Source organism: Mesorhizobium sp. M4B.F.Ca.ET.203.01.1.1 (assembly GCF_004791025.1).
GTDB classification, from domain to species: domain Bacteria; phylum Pseudomonadota; class Alphaproteobacteria; order Rhizobiales; family Rhizobiaceae; genus Mesorhizobium; species Mesorhizobium abyssinicae.
The window spans coordinates 371,850-390,584 of record NZ_SRUO01000001.1 but is presented as its reverse complement, the minus strand read 5'-3'; the positions used below and the strand labels follow the sequence as shown (position 1 = coordinate 390,584).

Here is an 18,735-nt window from a genome sequence, read left to right as displayed (position 1 = left end):
GTTCCGGCTAAATCTTGGCCGGAGGCTCAAGCCGCATGCGCACTCGCCGCAATGCCCTTGAAAATATATCGAGGTCGCTGGCGGCGCGGGCAAGCGTGAGCGCACCCTGGATGACGGCGACTGCTTCCTCGGCCAGCTCGCTGGCCTCGCCCGGTCGATACCCGGATCGCGTCAGCGCTTCGGCGAGACTCGTGATCCAGCGGCCGAAATAGTCCCTTATTTGGCCGGAAAACAGGTCGCGCGAATCATCCAGCGCGAAGGCGCCGATGAGGCAAACCCGGCGCCCCGAGCGGAAGTAGCTGTCCGTCGCCTCGAACATGTGCTCGATCCCGGCCCGCGGATCAGCGTTGTCGCGCAAAGGCGCAAAGACATTGTCCTCGAACCAGCCGTCGATATGGGCAATGACGGCTCTCGCCATCTCCTCCTTGCCGCCGGGAAAGAAGTGATAGAGGCTGCCCTTGCCCAATCCCGTCGCCGCGCCGATCAGCGCCAGGCTCGCCCCTTCATAGCCGTGCTCGCGAAAGACCTCGCCGATGATGGAGAGCAGATCGGCGCGCTCGGGCGCGATCCTGCGCATAGGCGCCTTACAAGCCAAGTTCGGTCAGGCCCGGATGATCGTCGGGCCGGCGGCCGAGCGGCCAGTGATATTTGCGCTCGGCCTCGGTGATTGGCAGGTCATTGATGCTGGCGACGCGCCGGCGCATCAGCCCGGCCGCGTCGAACTCCCAATTCTCATTGCCGTAGGAGCGGAACCAGTGGCCGCTGTCGTCGCGCCATTCATAGGCAAAGCGCACCGCAATGCGGTTCTCGTTCCAGGTCCAGACCTCCTTGATCAGCCTATAGTCGAGTTCGCGCGCCCATTTGCGGGTGAGGAAACCGACGATCTCGCTGCGGCCTGAAACAAACTCGGCGCGATTGCGCCAGGTACTGTCCTCAGTATAGGCGAGCGAGACCCGTTCGGGGTCGCGGCTGTTCCAGGCGTCTTCGGCCATGCGCGCCTTCTGTGCGGCGGTTTCGGCGGTAAAGGGCGGCAGCGGCGGACGGCTCATGGCGGTGTTCCATTGGGCAATTTCGATGAGAGATTGTACCGACCGGTACAATGACGTCAAGTCGAATAGCGTGCTATGGCTTTGTCGCCTCTCGTCGAGGGTTTTTGCACGCCGACTCGGATGAGGACCAAATTTGCCTGCCTGCCTGACTGTCTGTCTGGAGCGCTGTTGTGCTGAAACAAGTTATCAGGTCGATCTTCAAAAGATACGGATACAATTTTATAAAAACAGAAAATCTATACGACATAAGAAATACGAATTATGCCTCGATAAGTATCGTAAATGAAAACAATGATAGCGAGGATCGCATCCTTTTCATGTATCTGGCGGATGAGGTCGCGAGAACGCACATCCTCTCGGAAAAGAACGTAAGAGCGCTCATGTCTTCTTGTGAAGATATATTAAATCACCAAGGCGGCGGCCGTCAAAAATCTCTTTGATCGGAGACTTCTCGCGCTAACTGCCGATCAATCCTTTCAGCCGGTAGAGCGCTTCCAACGCCTCGCGCGGCGTCATCTCGTCCGGGTTGATCGTGCCCAGCGCTTCGCTGAGCGCATCGTTCTTTGCCGGCTTCGGCGCCTCCCGCTTCACTGCCACCGAAAACAGCGGCAGGTCGTCGACCAGCCGGTTGGCCTTGCCCGAAACCTCGCCTTCCTCGAGCTGGTGCAGCACCTCCTTGGCGCGGGCGACCACCGCTTCCGGCAGGCCGGCGAGCCGCGCCACCTGCACGCCATAGGAACGGTCCGCCGCGCCCTTGCCGACCTCGTGCAGGAACACCACCTCGCCTTCCCATTCCTTGACCCGCATGGTGACATTGGAGAGGCGCGGGAGCTTGCCGGCCAGCGCCGTCATCTCGTGGAAATGGGTGGCGAAGATCGCGCGGCAGCGGTTCTTCTCGTGCAGATACTCGACCGCCGCCCAGGCGATCGACAGGCCGTCGAAGGTCGCCGTGCCGCGGCCGATCTCGTCAAGGATGACCAGCGCCCGCTCGCCGGCCTGGTTGAGGATCGCCGCCGTCTCGACCATCTCGACCATGAAGGTCGAGCGGCCGCGCGCCAGGTCGTCGGAGGCGCCGACGCGCGAGAACAGCCGGTCGACGACGCCGATATGGGCGCGCTCGGCTGGCACGAAGGAGCCGGTCTGGGCAAGGATGGCGATCAGCGCGTTCTGCCGCAGGAAAGTCGACTTGCCGCCCATGTTGGGACCGGTCAGCAGCCAGATGGCGCCGGCCTTGGCGCCGCCTTCCGGCGAAAGGTCGCAGTCGTTGGCGACGAACGGGCCTTCGCCCGACCGCCGCAGCGCCTGCTCGACCACCGGATGCCGGCCGCCTTCGATCTCGAAGGCGAGGCTGGAATCGACTTCCGGCCGGCACCAGGCCTCGCTTTCCGAAAGCAGCGCAAGCGCGGCCGACACGTCGAGCGCGGCAAGCGCCTCGGCGCCGGCGCGGATGCTGTCGGCCTCGCCGACCACCTCGGCCGTCAGCCGGTCGAAGGCTGCGAGCTCGATGCTCAGCGCCCGGTCGGCGGCGTTGGCGATCTTCGATTCCAGCTCGGCCAGCTCCGTCGTGGTGAAGCGCATGGCGTTGGCCATGGTCTGGCGGTGGATGAAGCGCCCCTTGGCCTCGTCGCTGCCGGTCATCGCCGCATGGTGATTGGCGGTGACCTCGATGTAGTAGCCGAGCACGTTGTTGTGCCGGATCTTCAGCGAGCGGATGCCGGTCTCCTCGATCAGCGAGCGCTCCAGCCCGGCGATCACTTTGCGCGACTCGTCACGCAGCGCCCGCATCTCGTCGAGCTCGGCATTGTAACTCGACCGCACGAAGCCGCCGTCGCGCTTCAACAGCGGCAATTCCTCGTCCAGCGCCTGGCTGAGATGGTCGCGCAGATCGCGCGGCAAGGCCCTGATCGAGGCCAGCGCCGCCGCAAGTTCCCGCGGCAGGGTGGTCGCCGCAAACAGATGCACGATTGCGTCGGCCGCCTCGAAGCCGGCGCGCAACGCGCCGAGATCGCGCGGACCACCGCGATTGAGCGCCAGCCTGGACAGCGCGCGCGGCATGTCGGCGACGCTTTTCAGGCTCGTCCGCGCCGCCTGGCAGAGCCGCGTCTCGGCGCGGAAGAACGACACCGAATCGAGCCTGGCGCCGATCGCTGCCGGATCGGTCAGCGGCGCCATCAGCCGGTCGGCCAAGAGCCTCGCGCCGCCGCCGGTCACCGTGCGGTCGATCGCCTTGAACAGCGAGCCGTCGCGGCTGCCCGACAGCGTGCGTAAGAGCTCCAGATTGGCGCGCGTCGCCGGGTCGATGAACAGCGTCGAGCCGCTCTCCTCGCGCTCCGGCCGCGACAGCGGCGGCCGCTCGGCCTTCTGCGTCTTCTCGACATAGGCGATGGTGCCTGAGATCGCCGACAGCTCGGCGCGCGAAAACGTCCCGAAACTGTCCGGCGTCGCCACCGCGAAAAAGCGTGCGATGCGTCCCGCGGCAGAAGCCGAATCGAACAGCGACGGCGGCTGCGGGCTGGCGACGCGGCCGATGACGTCGAACAGCGGCTTCAACTCGGGGTCGTAAAACACCGGCTCGGCGACGATCAGCTCGCGCGGGTCGACGCGGAAGATGTCGGCGAGCAGCCGGTCGGCGGTGGTCTCGGCGACGCGGAAGACCCCGGTCGAGATCTCGATCCAGGCCAGCGCGAAGGCATGCTCCGCCACACCTTTCACGCGTCCGAGCGCCATCAGGAAGCTCGATTCGGAAGGCGCCAGCAACTTGTCCTCGGTGATGGTGCCGGGCGTCACCAGCCGCACCACGTCGCGCCGCACCACCGATTTCGAGCCGCGCTTCTTGGCCTCCGCCGGGTCCTCGGTCTGCTCGCAGACGGCGACGCGGAAGCCTTGCGCGATCACCTTCTGCAGATAGTCATCCGCCGCATGCACCGGCACGCCGCACATCGGAATGTCGTGGCCCTGGTGCTTGCCGCGCCGGGTCAGCACGATGCCGAGCGCGCGGCTTGCCTTCTCGGCATCGTCGAAGAACAGCTCGTAGAAATCGCCCATGCGGTAGAACAGGAGCGAATCCGGGTTCGCCGCCTTGATCTCGATATACTGCTCCATCATCGGCGTGACGCCGCCCAGGGCGGGCGCCGGCGCCATCGTGTCCGGAGCGTCGTTATCGGTCGGCATGTGCATGTTCATTGGGGCACGCTAGCAGATGTGGTTGCCGGGTTTAATGCCGGCCGCTCGAAAAGCAGGGGAAGACCGCGTCGCTCCGGCCAGCGGGGGCCAAGGCGTGCCGGCATTGCAACGCGCCGGCGGCCAGCATAAGTCATCCACGGAGCTCGGGGGCGGGGTCGATGGACAGGTTCGGTCAGGAATCATTCGAGGAAATGGTCGGGTCGGCCGGCACGCCGCTCGACCGCTTGCGTCGGCGCGCCGGCCACAGGCTTGGCCGTCTCAATCAGTCGGTGCAAAAGCGATTGCCTTTCCTGCTTCCCGGCCACGGCCCGCTGTCCGGCCTCGGCGGCGGCATGAAGGTCGCGATCTATGTGCTCAGCCATGATCCGCTGCTGATCTACATGCCGATCGGCGGCGAGCGACCGCTCAGCTTGACTGCGGCGATCGGCAGGCACCTCGCCTCGCGCCGCGCCGCATTCCTGTTGATGCCGAGCTGGACACTCGAACGGCCGCACGTCATCGCCAGGCTCGGCCAGGACATCGCCTGGTATCGCGAGCACTTCCCGCTCCACGAGCTGATTTTTCTCTGCAACAACGAGGCGGAGCGCCGCCTCGTTGCCGCGGTCGGGGGCACGGCGATTTTCTCCAACCACAATCTGATGGTCTCGGAGGACATCTTCCGGCCGCTGCCGGATGTCCCGGTCGAATTCGATGCCGTCTACAACGGCCGCATCTCGAACACCAAGCGCCACTATCTCGGCTTCGACATCGAAAGGCTGGTCCATATTGCCATCTCGATCGGAGAACTGCCGCCGGCCGGCGACCGCGCCTTCATCCGGCGCCTGCAGGCGCAGTCGCCGCTGCACCGGATCGCCAATCCGATCGTCGATGGCCGGACCGGCCGGCTGACGCCGCAACAAGTCAATCGCGTCTACGCTCAGGCCGCGGTCGGGCTCTGCCTGTCGGCCGTCGAGGGGGCGATGTGCTCGAGCATGGAATATCTCATGGCCGGGCTGCCGGTGGTGAGCACGCCGAGCGTCGGCGGCCGCGATGTCTATTTCGATCCGGACTATTGCATCATCGCCGAGCCCGAACCGGCGGCGATCAGGCGCGCCGTCGAAACCTTGCGCGACCGCGCCATACCGCGCGACGAGATCCGCAGCCGCACCATGGCCAAGGTGTGGCCGCAGCGGCGGGAGCTGATGGAATTCCTGTCGGCGTTGCGCGAGCGCATGGGAAGCGCCGAGCCAATGCTTTCGCAATGGCCCTTTCCCGGAACCGGGTCGTTGCGGCGCTACGGAACGGTACGCCAGCATGCGCGCGAGATCGCGGCACCCGCGGCGGCTGCGGGACGTTCCTGAGCGGCTTCGTCGGCGTAGGGCGAGCTTTGCCGAGCTTGCCGGTTTACAGCGGCGGCCTCTGGCCTTAATCCGGAAGCTCAATAACATGGCGCCCATCTCAAGGGCGCCGCACCGGTGAGGAAATCAAGAGATCATGGCCAGGAAAACCGAAAACAGCGGTCCGTCCGTCAGCGCGCAGGAGGCGCTGGAATTCCACGCCATGGGCCGCCCCGGCAAGCTGGAGATCGTCGCCACCAAGCCGATGGCGACGCAGCGCGATCTCAGCCTCGCCTATTCGCCGGGCGTCGCCGTTCCGGTTCGCGCCATCGCCGAGGATCCGAGCCGCGCCTTCGACTACACGACGCGCGGCAACATGGTCGCCGTCATCTCCAACGGCACCGCCATTCTCGGCCTCGGCAATCTCGGCGCTCTCGCCTCCAAGCCGGTGATGGAAGGCAAGTCGGTGCTGTTCAAGCGCTTCGCCGACGTCGATTCCATCGACCTCGAGGTCGACACCGAGGACGCCGACGAGTTCATCAACTGCGTGCGCTTCCTCGGCCCCTCCTTCGGCGGCATCAATCTGGAAGACATCAAGGCGCCGGAATGCTTCATCATCGAGCAGCGGCTGCGGGAATTGATGGACATCCCCGTCTTCCACGACGACCAGCACGGCACCGCGATCATCTCCGCCGCTGGCCTGATCAACGCGCTGGAGATCACCGGCCGCGACATGAGGACCACCAAGATGGTCTGCAACGGCGCCGGCGCGGCAGGCATCGCCTGTATCGAGCTGATGAAGGCGATGGGCTTTTCGCCGGAAAACATCATCCTGTGCGACACCAAGGGCGTCGTCTTCCAGGGCCGCACCGAGGGCATGAACCAGTGGAAGTCGGCGCATGCCGTGAAGACCGAGGCGCGATCGCTGGCCGAGGCGCTGGACGGCGCCGACGTCTTCCTCGGCCTCTCCGCCAAGGGCGCGCTGACCACCGCCATGGTGCAGTCGATGGCCAAGAACCCGATCATCTTCGCCATGGCCAATCCCGATCCCGAGATCACGCCCGAGGAAGTGGCCGAAATCCGCACCGACGCCATCATGGCCACGGGCCGTTCGGACTATCCGAACCAAGTCAACAACGTTCTGGGCTTCCCCTACATCTTCCGCGGCGCGCTGGATGTCAGGGCCACCACCATCAATGACGAGATGAAGATTGCCGCTGCCCGCGCGCTGGCCGAGCTGGCGCGCAAGGACGTGCCCGACGACGTCGCCGCCGCCTATCAGGGCAACCGCCCGAAATTCGGCCCCAACTACATCATCCCGGTGCCGTTCGACCCGCGCCTGATCGCGGCGATCCCGCTGGCTGTCGCCAAGGCCGCGATGGAGTCCGGTGTCGCCCGCAAGCCGATCCTCGATCTCGGCCGCTACGCGCAGGAGCTTTCCGCCCGCCGCGATCCGATCGCTTCGACGCTGCAGCGCATCTACGACCGCGTGCGCCGCCAGCCCAAACGCATCGTCTTCGCCGAGGGCGAGGAGGAGCAGGTGATGCGCGCCGCCGTCTCCTATGTGAACCAGAACCTCGGCACCGCGATCCTGCTCGGCCGCGACGACGTCATCAAGGAAAACGCCAAGCACGCCGGCATCGAGCTCAACAAGCAGGGCATCGAGATCATCAATGCCAGGCTGTCGCGCCGCAACGGCATCTACACCGACTATCTCTATGAGCGCATGCAGCGGAAGGGTTTCCTGTTCCGCGACTGCCAGCGCCTGATCAACAACGACCGCAACCATTTCGCAGCCTGCATGGTGGCGCTGGGCGATGCCGACGGCATCGTCACCGGCGTCACCCGCAACTATTCGACCGCGCTCGACGACATCCGCCGCGTCATCGACGCCAAGCCCGGCCACCGCGTCATCGGCGTCTCGATCGTGCTCGCCAGGGGCCGCACCGTCGTCGTCGCCGACACCGCCGTGCACGACATGCCGAACGCCGAGCAGATCGCCGACATCGCCGAGGAGGCGGCCGGCTTCGCCCGCCGCATGGGCTACGAGCCGAGACTTGCCATGCTCGCCTACTCGACCTTCGGCCATCCGCAGGGCGAGCGCTCCGAGCGCGTGCAGGAGGCCGTGCGCATCCTCGACAAGCGCCGCGTCGATTTCGAGTATGACGGCGAGATGGCGGCCGACGTGGCGCTCAACGCCCGCGCCATGGCGCAGTACCCGTTCATCCGGCTGACCGGCCCGGCCAACGTGCTGATCATGCCGGCGTTCCACTCGGCCTCGATCTCGACCAAGATGCTGCAGGAGCTCGGCGGCTCGACCGTCATCGGCCCGCTGCTGGTCGGCCTCAACAAGCCGGTGCAGATCGTCTCGCTGAATGCCAAGGATTCAGACATCGTCAACATGGCGGCGATCGCGGCCTACACGGCGGGCAACTGAGAAGCGGTGCACTAAGGGCGCATCGCCATAACAGATTGATAATACTCACCTGATATAGAAGGCCTCTTGCCGACTTGCCGTAACGGCATCTACGGCGCGCTCAGACCGCCAACTCGGGGGTGCGGCCATGAAGCATGACGGGGTTTCTGCATCCGCGGTCGGCCAGGGGGGCCACCACGACGAGCGGCTGGACGCGCTGCTCAGCATCACCGGTCGCATGGACGGCTATCTCTACCGCTGCCGCAACGACCAGTCCTACACGATGCTCTATATCAGCGACGGCATTTTCACCGTCAGCGGCTACCGGCCGAGCGATTTCATCCACAATGCGGTGCGCGACTACGTCTCGGCCATCCATCCTGACGATCTCGCCGCAGTCTACGCCGCCGTCGACAACGCGCTCGAGGCGCGCTGCAACTGGAACGTCGACTACCGCATCGTGCCGAGGGTCGGCGAGCCGCTCTGGGTCCGCGAGATCGGCGGCGGTGTCTGGGACGAGGCCGGCGAGCTCGAATTCCTCGAGGGTTTCGTCGTCGACATCAGCGACCGCAAGGTCGTCGAGGACCTCAACGCCCAGCTGCTGCTCGACCTCAAGGCCGCCAACGAGGAACTGTCGGTGCAAAAGCGCGAGATCGAGCTGGCCAAGCAGCAGAGCGACCATTCGGCCAACCACGATCTCCTGACCGACCTGCCCAACCGGCGCGCCTTTCACAACGAGCTCAAATCGGTGATCGGCCGCTGCGCCGCAACCGGCGATGCGGCGGGCCTGCTGTTCATCGACCTCGACCGCTTCAAGGAAGTCAACGACACGCTTGGCCACGAGGCCGGCGATGCGCTCTTGCAGCGCGTGTCGGACAAGCTGCGCACGATCCTGCGCAGCGCCGACTTTGTCGCGCGGCTCGGCGGCGACGAGTTCGCCTTCCTGTTCTCAGGCAAGCCGGATCTGGCCAGGGAGAAGGCGGTGCGCGTAGCGGAGCGCGTGCTGGAGCGGCTGCGCATCAAGGTTCCGGCCCCGAACGGCGACATCCAGGTCGGCTGCACCGTTGGTGTCGCCATCTATCCGACGGAAGCCGCCGATCCCGACGCGCTGGTCGCGCTCGCCGACAGGCTGATGTATGTCGGTAAGAAGGAAGGCCGTGGCCGGCTGGTCACTTCCGACCAATTGGCGCTGGAGCAGTCCGGGGCCAGCGGCCGCCAGTCGTCGCGCCGCCAGCGTCGCATCGCCTAGCCCCGACGGGCGGGGCATCCATCGAGCAGGACGGACCGGCCGAAAACCTTCCCCCCGCAAGGCGAGGGGAAGGCAAGGCATTTGAAGGCGTTGCGAAACCCTATTCCCAGTCGCGGCAGGCGAGATAGGCGTGCTTCCAGAAGCGCCAGCCGGTCACCTTCCACTTCCAGAATTCATAGCCGCAGCCGCCGTGGTCGGAGGCCACGATGGTCACTCCGCCCCAGCCCCAGGCGCCGTGCTTGTGGTGGCCGTGATGGTGGCCGCCATGGTCGGGCTTGCAGCCGAAGAGCTCGCACGGCAGCTTCTTGTGCTTGTAGAGGTCGGGCGGACCCGACTTGCAGCCATTGGGCACGCAGTCGATCTTGGCGTGGATGCGCGGCTGCACCCTGTCGACCAGCGACGGCAGTCTGCTCGCCGCCTTGAAGCCGCCGGGGCTGGGTGCAGGGCGGCCATGCACCTTTACCCCGCCGCCCTGCGTCACCGCATGCGCGATGCCGTGCTTGACCTTGAAATCTCCGGCATGGGCGCCGCTCGTGAGCGCGCCGGCACCGGCGATCGCCGCCAGCACGATGACGGCGCCGGCGAGGTTGGACGTATTTGTCTTGGTGAACATCTCATCGTTCCTTGGATTTGTTTGTTTGGTTGGCTCAGCCGAGGCGACTGGCCGGCTTGATGCCGAGCGCGACGACGTTGAAGATCTCGTCGCGGCCAACGCCGATGTCGCGGAGCAGGCGGTCGTCGAAGCCGCCGACATGGCGCAGGCTGCGGCGAACGGCTTCATCCCGCGCCGCGTCGCTGACGGAGCGCGTGATGGTGCGGCGCAGGATGCCGGACATCCATCCGGCCGGCGTCGCGGCTAGGGGCAGGGTGTCTTTCATGCTATGCAGGGTCATTGGTCTTCTCCGGTTTGGCGCGATCTCCGTGATCGCTATGGGCCGGATATCGGCGACGGCCGGGAAGCCGGCGTTCGCGAAGCGTGAAATCTTCGGGAAATCGTCGCGAAAAGGAGCTGTGGCGGGTGGGGGAAAGCGTCCCGGCGCATGACAGGGCGAGCCCGACGACCGATCGCGGGCCGTTCGAACTGTGCCTGCTGGGCGGGTTTTCGCTGCGCGACGCGGCCGGGCAGCCTGTCGAACTGCCGACACGCAAATGCGAATTGCTGCTGGCCTATCTGGCCATGCCCGCCGGGCGGCTGCATGGCCGCGACAAGCTGGCGGCGCTGTTCTGGAGCGATCGCGACGAGGAGCAGGCGCGCGGCAGCTTGAGGAAGGCGCTGTCGTCGCTGCGCGCCGCGCTCGGACCGCAAGCGCTCGGCGGAGACCGCGATGCCGTCACCCTCGATCCGGCCGCGCTTGCCGTCGACGCCGACCGGCTCGCCAGCCTTGCCAGCAACCCGGCCGGGATAGTCGAAGGCGCTGCTCCGCTTTGGCGCTACGGCGAATTCCTCGAAAGCCGTCCGTCGGCCAGCGCCGAGTTCTCCGACTGGCTGACCTTCGAACGCACCCGCTGCCGCAATCTGGCGCAGACCGTTCTCGAAGGCATGGCGCTCCGGCTGGCCGATGCCGGCGACCTTTCGCAGGCACAGTCCGTCGGCCAGCGCCTGCTCGCCATCGACAATCTGCGCGAGGAAAGCCACCGGCTGCTGATGCGCCTCTACGCCAGGGCAGGCGAACGCTCGCGTGCCTTGGCCCAGTTCCAGGGTTGCCGCGAACTGCTCAAGCGCGAGCTCGGCGTCGAGCCGTCGCAGGAAACAGTGCGGCTTTCGCGCCAGATCGCGTCCGATGCTGCCTCGGCGGGGGATGCGGCCGTCCGTCCGGCGGACGGCTCCGGTTCACCAGCGGCCCGGGAGACAGCCCCAAGCTGGCCGACCGAGCGGCCGCGCGGCCTGTCGATCGCCGTCCTGCCCTTTGCCGGCAAGAGCGACGGCGAGCAGGATTTCCTCGCCAACGGCATCTCGCAGGACATCATCACGGAATTGTCGCGGCAGCGCGATTTCCTGGTCATCGCGCCGCAGTCGACGGTCGGCTATGGGAGCGGCGCCGGCGAGGCCGGCATCGCCGCGCGCGACCTCGACGTCAGATACATCCTTGCCGGCAGCGTGCGGCGCGGCGGCGACCAGCTTCGCGTTGCCGTGCAACTGATCGATGCGTCCGGCGACCGCTGCGTCTGGGCGGAGCGCTATGACCGGCCGGCGCAGGACGTCTTCGACCTGCAGGACGAGGTGGTGAGGCGCATCATCGCCAACATCGACGCCGAGGTGCGGGCGGCGGAGCGCGAAAGCGCGGCGCGCAAGCGGCCGGAAAATCTCGATGCCTGGGAACTGTTCCATCGCGGCATGTGGCATGCCTACCGGTTCACCAGGGACGATCATCAGCTGGCGCAGGGGCATTTTGAGCGTGCCCTCGAGCTGGAGCCGGGGTTCAGCCTGCCCTATGCCGGCCTCGCCTATGTCTGCCTGTCGGCGGTGACCTGGCACTTCACTACCGATGTCGGGCAGACGCTCGGCGCCGGCATAGCGCAGGCCGAGAAGGCGCTGGCGCTAGATGCCGGCGACGCCTTCAGCCATGTCGTGCTCGGACGCCTGCTGACCTTCATCGGCGAACGGCCGCGCGGCGCCCATCATCTTTCGATGGCGATCGATCTCAGCCCGAGTTTCGCGCAGGCCTATTTCGGAATGGCGCAATTGCATTTCTGGTCGGGCAGGCCGCGCGAGGCGCTGCATCATATCGGCCAGGCGGTGCGGCTGAACCCCAGGGATCCGCTTGGCTCAATGTTCATGACGCTGCAGTCGTTCTGCCACTATTGGCTGGACGATTTCGCCGCCGCCGAGGCCGCCGCCCGGCGCGCCACCGCGCTCAATGCGCGCGAGACCTGGTCGAGGCTGGGACTGGCCGCCGCCCTCGTCGCGCTCGGCCGCGCGGAGGAAGCCATGACGGTCATCGCCGAGGCAAGGCGCATGGACCAGGGGCTGACGGTCGCTTCGTTCGACGCGGTCGTCGGCCAGGTGCCGGACGATCTGCGCCAGCGGGTCTATTCAGCGCTAAGGCAGGCCGGGTTGGGTTGAAACGAAAAGGCCCGCAGCGACGTGCTGCGGGCCCTTCTTTCGAGACTGTAGGACCGATCAGAACGAGCGCTGGAAGCGGAGGATGCCGCCGACGCTGTTTTCCTTGTCGGCTTTGGTCCAGTTGGTGACGGTGTCCTCGCCGACATGCAGGTAGTCGACTTCGGCCGTGATCTTGAAGCCCTTGACGATTTCATAGGCAATGTTGGCCGCGACGCCGAAGTTCTTGCCTTCGTCATAGGAGAGCTGGGCGTTGAACGAGGTCTTCTCGTTGATGGTATAGGTGCCGCCGCCCCAGATTGCCCAGTTGCCGCTCCACTGCTTGTAGAAGCCGCGACCGTGCGCGTCGATGACGTTTCCGGCGTCGTCGTTGAGATTGTCGTCGGTGCCGTAGCCGCCCATGATGAACAGCGACAGGTTGTCCATCGGCTTGACGTCGAGACGGACCTTGCCGGCGACTTCTTCATAGTTGCTGTCATAGGCGACGACGCCGGTGATGGCGCCCCAGCCCTGCGTGTACTTCACGCCGCCGACGACATGCGGAACATAGCTGTCGATCGTCCCGACGACGCCAGAGCCTTCTTCGAGAGAGACCACGGCCGAGAAGCCGTTGCCGGCGTCGAAGTAGTACTGGACGACGTTGGTGTCGAAATCGCCGTACGGAACCAGGGTATCCTGGATGACGGCGCCCGCGTAGCCGATGAACGAATCGAAGGCCGATTCGTCCTTACCGACGCGCAGACCACCGAGCTGGATCCAGGCGAACTTCACCGAGACGCCTTTGTCGACGGCGGGATTGCCGGAGGCGAGGGTGCCATAGCCGTTGCTGTTGCCGAAGTTGAAGCGCATTTCGGTGTAGGTCTTCAAGGTGCCGAGTTCGGTTTCCTGGCCGGTCCAGGTCTTGAAGGTGAAGCGGGCATTCTTCTTCCAGGTGTCCTGCTGGTCACCGTCCTGGTGGTCGAATGACTTCGCGCCGTCGAACGAGCCGACGTCGCCCATGCCGACGTCGTAACGGACATAGCCGCCGATGCGCAGGCAGGTTTCGGTGCCGGGGATGTAGAAGTAGCCCGAGCCGTACACGTCGCAGATCTTGACGTATTCAGCCGGTTCCGGCTCGGCGACGACAACGGCGTCGGCGGCGCGCGCGCCGGAAACTGCGATCAGGGCCGCAGCTGAGCCGAGAAGAAGGCTCTTGATGTTCATTTTCTGATCTCCAGACAAAAGTTAAACGGGTTTGATATCTTTGCTGAAGGGCAAGCGTTGCCGCCCCCTCCCCACTGTTGAAAATGACGCGCATCGCGCCGCCCTTTTCGTCCCCGACATGGCCCAAGCGGGAGCGCTATTCAACAGAGATCATGTTTGAAAAAGAGCTTTTGGATTCTTCGAAAAGTATTGTTGCGCAAATACCACGAATATCTCAACGAATTTGGCACAAACGGAACAAACAGTACAAATGAAACACTTAGATAGATTTGCACAACCTAGAGTAAGCGTAAATATGACTATCTGATGAGAGGAATTTAGTCGATTAACGAACGAGGCATCAAGAATTGGCCAACCGTTTGATTTGAAGGCCGAAAATCAGACTGAAGCGCCGCTGAGACTGTCCGCCGATGTAAACTCGCGTGCGGCCTGCACCACCTCGCGCACCATGTCGTGCTTGAGCATTTCAACTGGAGTGCGACCACCGAGATCGGGCGAAGGGCGGATCAGCCAGAACCAGGCCAGCCTTGGATTGGCAATTAGCGAAAGCACCTCGCTGATCCCCGGCGCCGGCCTGCCGTCGACGAACTGGGCGAGCGGGAAGACATGCTTGCGGCCACCCTTGCGCAAGGCAATGACCTCGTTTCGCCGTTGCCAGCGATGCAGGGTCGAGCGCGGTATGCGGAAATTCTCTTCCAGATAGGTCGACCCTGCGACCTCGCCGGCCCAATCCTCGATCAGCACCGATTGTAGATCGTTGGTTCGCTCGCGCGGGTCGGGGGAAGCGGGTTTCCGGCTGTCGCCTGCCGATGCCAAAGCAGCGATGTCATCCGAGGTATTCGCCATGTCGCGCTGTGCGGCCGTTACTGCATGGACCAACTCCGAGGCCAAGGCGCTCCATTCGCCCTTGAAAGAGCCAATCGCGAGCCGCTGTGCCTGCGGAAGGAAAGGCAGGCTTGCGGCAACATTGCCGGCGAAGGCGCTGGTTGAACCCAGGGTCTGTGCGTCAAGAACGACCCCATGCTGGATTAGCGCCTGTTGCACCGCCTCGGCCACGAGGCCCGCCAGGGCATCCTGCGATATCGCATCCGTTGGATTTTGAAATCTGGTCATGTATCTGTCTTGCAGGCCACGCGCGCTCCTCCCCAGCTGCGGCCGATTGAAATGGCTACAGCAGGAAGCGAAAATGGCAGCAACGACAAACACAGCGACCCGACAGGTTGCTGTCTTGCATTTCTTGCACCCCAACTGGACATCCCGAAATGTCAGTCACGGGACGCCTCAGTCTGCGTGTAGGTGTGCTCTATGACAGGCGTGCGACAAATCGCGTTCTTCCTTCTCCCCTGTTGGAGAAGGTGGTTCGGCGCGCAGCGTCGGGACGGTTGAGGGGTGCTCCGGCTTGGCGCCAGCATACCCCCTCACCCGGATTGCCAGCCGATTTATGAAGGACAAATCGGGGCAATCCGACCTCTCCCACAAGCGGAGAGGCAGAGGCGCTACAGCAACCCCGCCAGTTGGGCCGCGCTGCGCAAATTCTGCCGCGGCCGCGGCCCGATCTGCTGGATCACCAGCCCAGCCGCCAGCGAGCCGAGGTTGCCGCAATCCTTCAGGCTGCGTCCAGCAGTGTAGCCATAGAGGAAGCCGGCGGCATAGAGGTCGCCGGCGCCGGTGGTGTCGACCAGTTCGCGGATCGTCGTTGCCTCGATGGTGACGGTCTCGTCGCCGCGCACGATGACCGAGCCCTTTTCCGAGCGGGTGACGGCTGCGATCTTGCAATCCTTGCGGATCGCCGCCAGCGCGTCCTCGAAAGACGAGGTCTGGTAGAGCGATTTGATCTCGTGGCTGTTGGCGAAGACGATGTCGACGGTGCCCGAGCGCATCAGGTCGAGGAACTCGTCGCGGTAGCGGTCGACGCAGAACGAGTCCGACAGCGTCATCGACACTTCGCGTCCGGCTTCATGCGCCAGTTTCGCCGTCTGCCGGATCGCTTCCTTGGCGCGCGGCGGATCCCACAGATAGCCCTCGAAATAGGTAACCTTGGCGCCGGAGGCCTTGTCGGCCTCGACATCCTCGGGACCGAGCTCGACGCAGGCGCCGAGATAGGTGTTCATCGAGCGCTCGCCGTCCGGCGTGACGAAGATCATCGAGCGCGCCGTCGGCGGCTGGCCCTGGAGTGGCTTGGTGTCGAAGGCGACGCCCTGGGCCTGGATGTCGTGGGTGTAGATTTCGCCGAGCGGGTCGTTCGAGACCTTGCCGAAGAAGGCGGCGCGGCCGCCGAAGCTGGCGATGCCGGCCGCCGTGTTGCCGGCGCTGCCGCCGGACGCCTCGATCGCCGGGCCCATGCGGCTGTAGAGCAATTCGGCGCGCCTGGTGTCGATCAGGTTCATCGCGCCCTTGATGATGCCGTTGGTCTCGAGGAAGGCATCGTCGCACTGGGCGATGATATCGACAATGGCATTGCCGATGCAAAGCACGTCATAGTCCGGCATCAATCTCTCCGCCTGGGAACCTGCCGGCTTTCTGCCATGCCGGCCGGGCGCGGGTCTAGCGAGTTGCCGCCCTTTTGCCTACCCCGAAAATCGGCATCGGGTTCCGCCATTCCGGCCAATGGCCGCGTTTATTCGCCGGCTGCTGCAGCCATCGCATCAAACTGGACCATATCGGCCGTGAAGATGGCGGCTATGGTTGCATCGGGATCGAAACATTTCCGCCTGGCCGTCGGCTAGAAGCGATCCGATCGAAGTTTCTGAAAAGCGCGAACCGGCAATGCCCGCAAAGACCGACATGACCACCGAACTGGCCCTTCTTGGCGTGCTGGCCGTGCTGTGGGGCGCGTCCTATAGCTTCATCAAGGTCGGCGTCGAGACGATCCCGCCGGTCACCTTCATCGCCGCGCGCACCCTGATCGCCGGCGCCATCCTGCTCGCCATCATCCGCTGGCGCGGCCTCGCCATGCCGAGGGAGGCCGCAACCTGGCGTCGCTTCGCCTTCCAGGCCTGCCTGAACAGCGTCGTGCCCTTCACCCTGATCGCCGCCGCCGAGCGCTCCATCGATGCCGGCCTTGCCACCATCCTCAACGCCACATCGCCGATCTTCACTTTCCTTCTGACGGCGCTGATCACCCGCCACGAGCCGGTTACGCTGCGCAAGCTGGTCGGCGTCGGCGCCGGCATTGCCGGCATCTGCCTGATCGTCGGCACGGAGGCGCTCGGCGGCCTCGGCCATCAGCTCTGGGCGCAGCTTGCCGTCATCGCCGCCACCGTCAGCTATGCGGGCGCCGCCATTTTCGGGCGCAACTTCAGGGGGCTCGACCCGATGCTGCCGGCCGCCGGCTCGATGATCTGCGGCGCCGCGATTTTGATCCCGCTGAGCCTTGTTTTCGACCGGCCGTGGACGCTCTCGCCATCGACGGCATCGATCCTTGCGCTGATTGGACTTTCGGTCTTTTCGACCGCGCTCGCCTTCTCGATCTTCTTCCGCCTCATCCACACGCTGGGCTCGGTCGGCACCACGTCGCAGGCCTATCTGCGCGTGCCGATCGGCGTCGGCATCGGCGCGCTCTTCCTGGGCGAGAGCCTCGGTCCGACGGCCTGGCTCGGCATGGGTTTCGTGGTCGTCGGCGTCGCGGCGATGACCATCCCCGCGCGGCAGAGGAAGCTTGCGCAATAGTTGCGCTGCTCGACAAGGGTGCCTATCTCGGAAGCGTCTTTGTCGATGAGAGGTTGGAGACGCCGTGATCCTCGACGCTGCCCGCGCCGCCGCCAGCCGGCTGTTCTCGCCCGAATTCCGCTCCGTCTTCCTTAAGACATTGGGGCTGACCCTGCTGGCGCTGGTGGCCTTTTGGTTCGGCATCGAGAGCCTGCTCGAATGGCTGGCCTGGCCGTGGCTGCAGGGGCCCGGCCTGCCGTCCTGGGCCGGATGGCTGGGCGCCATTGTCGCCGGCATCCTTCTGGCGATGGGGATGGCTCTTCTTGTCGCGCCGGTGACGGCCGTGATCGCCGGCCTGTTCCTCGACGACATCGCCGAAGTGGTCGAGCGTACCGATTATCTGGATGATCCGCCGGGCCGTCCCGTGCCAGCGCTGCACTCGCTGGCGCTGGCGATAAAATTCTTCGGCGTCGTTGTGCTCGGCAACATAGTCGCCCTGCTGCTGCTCCTGGTGCCGGGCATCAACATCGCCGCGTTCTTCATCGTCAACGGCTACCTGCTCGGGCGCGAGTTCTTCGAATTCGCCGCCATGCGCTTCCGCCCGGAGGCAGAGGCCAAGGCGCTGCGCAGGAAACATGCCGGCACGGTGTTCCTGGCCGGCCTGATCATTGCCGCCTTCCTCGCCGTGCCGCTGCTCAATCTGCTGACCCCGCTCTTCGCCGCCGCCATGATGGTCAACCTGCACAAGGCGGTATCGGCACGGGAAAAGGCGTAACTCTATCCGGCCGTCAGTCGCCCAGCTTGCCAAACAGCGATTGCAATTTGCCGAACGGCATCGCGGAGCGGGTGAAGCCGAACGTGCCGTCCTGCTGGATCTCGCGCGCCGCCGTCTCCAGCATGCCGAAGGCGAAGTTGGTCAGCCACGGTCCGAGCGAGATACGCTTGACGCCCGCCTGGGCGAGGTCGGCGGTGGTGAAGCCTGGCCGCGCCATGACATTGACGGGCTTATTCACCGACGAACAGACGATCCGCACCGTCTCGACGTCGCTCAACCCTGGCGCATAGAGCACGTCGGCGCCGGCCTGCTCGAAGGCTTGCAGCCGCTTGATCGTATCGTCGATATCGGTCCGGCCCCACAGGAAATTCTCGGCCCGCGCGGTGAAGACGAAGTCATGCTTCAGCGCCCGCGCCGCCTCGACAGCGGCGGCGACGCGTTCGACCGCGTGCGAAAATTCATAGATGGGCTTTTCCGGATCGCCGGTGTGGTCCTCGATCGAGCAGCCGGCAAGCCCGGCCGCCTCGGCTGCGAAAATGGTCTCGGCGGCCTGTTCCGGGCTGTCGCCCTTGCCGCGCTCGAGGTCGGCCGAGACCGGCAGGCTGGTCGCCGCCGTCACTTCGCGGCAATGATGGATCATCTGGTCGAACGTCACCGCGCCGTCGGGCAGGCCGCGCGAGAAGGCAAAGCCGGCGCTCGTCGTCGCCAGCGCCTTGAAGCCGAAGGAGGCGAGAAGCTTCGTCGTGCCGATATCCCAGGGATTGGGCATGACGAAGGTCGAGGCGTGCAGGTCGCGAAAGATCTTGCCCTTGTCCATGGATGCTTCCCTCCAGAC

The 18,735-nt window shown here is 65.1% G+C and carries 15 protein-coding genes; 6 read left to right on the top strand and 9 right to left on the bottom strand.

The features are described from left to right. Positions 1 to 7: 7 nt before the first annotated feature. The 3 genes from EN846_RS01815 to mutS form a co-directional block, all read right to left on the bottom strand. Positions 8 to 577: a TetR/AcrR family transcriptional regulator gene (locus tag EN846_RS01815; RefSeq protein WP_127391415.1), complete on the bottom strand. Its 570-nt coding sequence runs from the start codon at positions 575 to 577 to the stop codon at positions 8 to 10. A 7-nt stretch (positions 578 to 584) separates the two neighbouring features. Then, complete coding sequence (locus EN846_RS01810) at positions 585 to 1,049, bottom strand: nuclear transport factor 2 family protein (RefSeq protein ID WP_127391416.1); 465 nt, start codon at positions 1,047 to 1,049, stop codon at positions 585 to 587. 456 nt (positions 1,050 to 1,505) lie between these two features. Next, positions 1,506 to 4,220 (bottom strand): DNA mismatch repair protein MutS, encoded by a 2,715-nt coding sequence (gene mutS / locus EN846_RS01805; RefSeq protein WP_245518501.1) that lies wholly within the window; start codon positions 4,218 to 4,220, stop codon positions 1,506 to 1,508. Positions 4,221 to 4,390: 170 nt separating this feature from the next. Between mutS and EN846_RS01800 the strand changes: the two genes are divergently transcribed. The 3 genes from EN846_RS01800 to EN846_RS01790 all read left to right on the top strand — a co-directional run bounded on the left by EN846_RS01800 (position 4,391) and on the right by EN846_RS01790 (position 9,213). After that, positions 4,391 to 5,572 (top strand): glycosyltransferase, encoded by a 1,182-nt coding sequence (locus tag EN846_RS01800; protein ID WP_127393119.1) that lies wholly within the window; start codon positions 4,391 to 4,393, stop codon positions 5,570 to 5,572. Positions 5,573 to 5,705: 133 nt separating this feature from the next. Beyond that, positions 5,706 to 7,985, top strand: coding sequence for an NADP-dependent malic enzyme (locus tag EN846_RS01795; protein ID WP_127393118.1), 2,280 nt, complete (start codon positions 5,706 to 5,708; stop codon positions 7,983 to 7,985). Positions 7,986 to 8,112: 127 nt separating this feature from the next. Beyond that, the gene (locus EN846_RS01790; protein ID WP_127393117.1) at positions 8,113 to 9,213 is read left to right on the top strand and encodes a sensor domain-containing diguanylate cyclase; all 1,101 of its coding nucleotides are present in this window, start codon (positions 8,113 to 8,115) and stop codon (positions 9,211 to 9,213) included. 100 nt (positions 9,214 to 9,313) lie between these two features. On the opposite strand, the gene EN846_RS01785 is transcribed toward EN846_RS01790, so the two are convergent. Both EN846_RS01785 and EN846_RS01780 read right to left on the bottom strand, forming a co-directional pair. Then, entirely contained in the window at positions 9,314 to 9,826 is a 513-nt protein-coding gene (locus EN846_RS01785) for a hypothetical protein (RefSeq protein WP_128346134.1), read from the bottom strand. A gap of 34 nt (positions 9,827 to 9,860) precedes the next feature. Continuing rightward, positions 9,861 to 10,106, bottom strand: a complete 246-nt coding sequence (locus tag EN846_RS01780; protein ID WP_127286075.1) for a DUF1127 domain-containing protein — start codon at positions 10,104 to 10,106, stop codon at positions 9,861 to 9,863. Between the two features lie 125 nt (positions 10,107 to 10,231). Between EN846_RS01780 and EN846_RS01775 the strand changes: the two genes are divergently transcribed. Further along, positions 10,232 to 12,277, top strand: a complete 2,046-nt coding sequence (locus tag EN846_RS01775; protein ID WP_135913820.1) for a BTAD domain-containing putative transcriptional regulator — start codon at positions 10,232 to 10,234, stop codon at positions 12,275 to 12,277. Positions 12,278 to 12,334: 57 nt separating this feature from the next. Here the strand turns inward: EN846_RS01775 and EN846_RS01770 are convergent, their stop codons facing one another. From EN846_RS01770 to EN846_RS01760, 3 genes are all read right to left on the bottom strand, one after another. Beyond that, entirely contained in the window at positions 12,335 to 13,477 is a 1,143-nt protein-coding gene (locus EN846_RS01770; protein ID WP_127393840.1) for a porin, read from the bottom strand. 378 nt (positions 13,478 to 13,855) lie between these two features. Beyond that, positions 13,856 to 14,590 (bottom strand): antitoxin Xre/MbcA/ParS toxin-binding domain-containing protein, encoded by a 735-nt coding sequence (locus EN846_RS01765; protein ID WP_128346136.1) that lies wholly within the window; start codon positions 14,588 to 14,590, stop codon positions 13,856 to 13,858. Positions 14,591 to 14,973: 383 nt separating this feature from the next. Next, positions 14,974 to 15,966 (bottom strand): adenosine kinase, encoded by a 993-nt coding sequence (locus EN846_RS01760; protein WP_127282484.1) that lies wholly within the window; start codon positions 15,964 to 15,966, stop codon positions 14,974 to 14,976. A 277-nt stretch (positions 15,967 to 16,243) separates the two neighbouring features. On the opposite strand from EN846_RS01760, the gene EN846_RS01755 reads away from it, so the two are divergent. After that, positions 16,244 to 17,146, top strand: coding sequence for an EamA family transporter (locus tag EN846_RS01755; RefSeq protein WP_128346137.1), 903 nt, complete (start codon positions 16,244 to 16,246; stop codon positions 17,144 to 17,146). A gap of 64 nt (positions 17,147 to 17,210) precedes the next feature. Next, positions 17,211 to 17,900 carry a sulfate transporter family protein gene (locus EN846_RS01750; protein ID WP_127391734.1) on the top strand — a complete coding sequence of 230 codons (690 nt, stop codon included), beginning with the start codon at positions 17,211 to 17,213 and terminating at the stop codon, positions 17,898 to 17,900. 13 nt (positions 17,901 to 17,913) lie between these two features. Here the strand turns inward: EN846_RS01750 and EN846_RS01745 are convergent, their stop codons facing one another. Continuing rightward, a complete protein-coding gene (locus EN846_RS01745) occupies positions 17,914 to 18,717 on the bottom strand; it encodes an oxaloacetate decarboxylase (protein WP_127391733.1) in 804 nt (267 codons plus the stop codon). Positions 18,718 to 18,735: the final 18 nt, after the last annotated feature.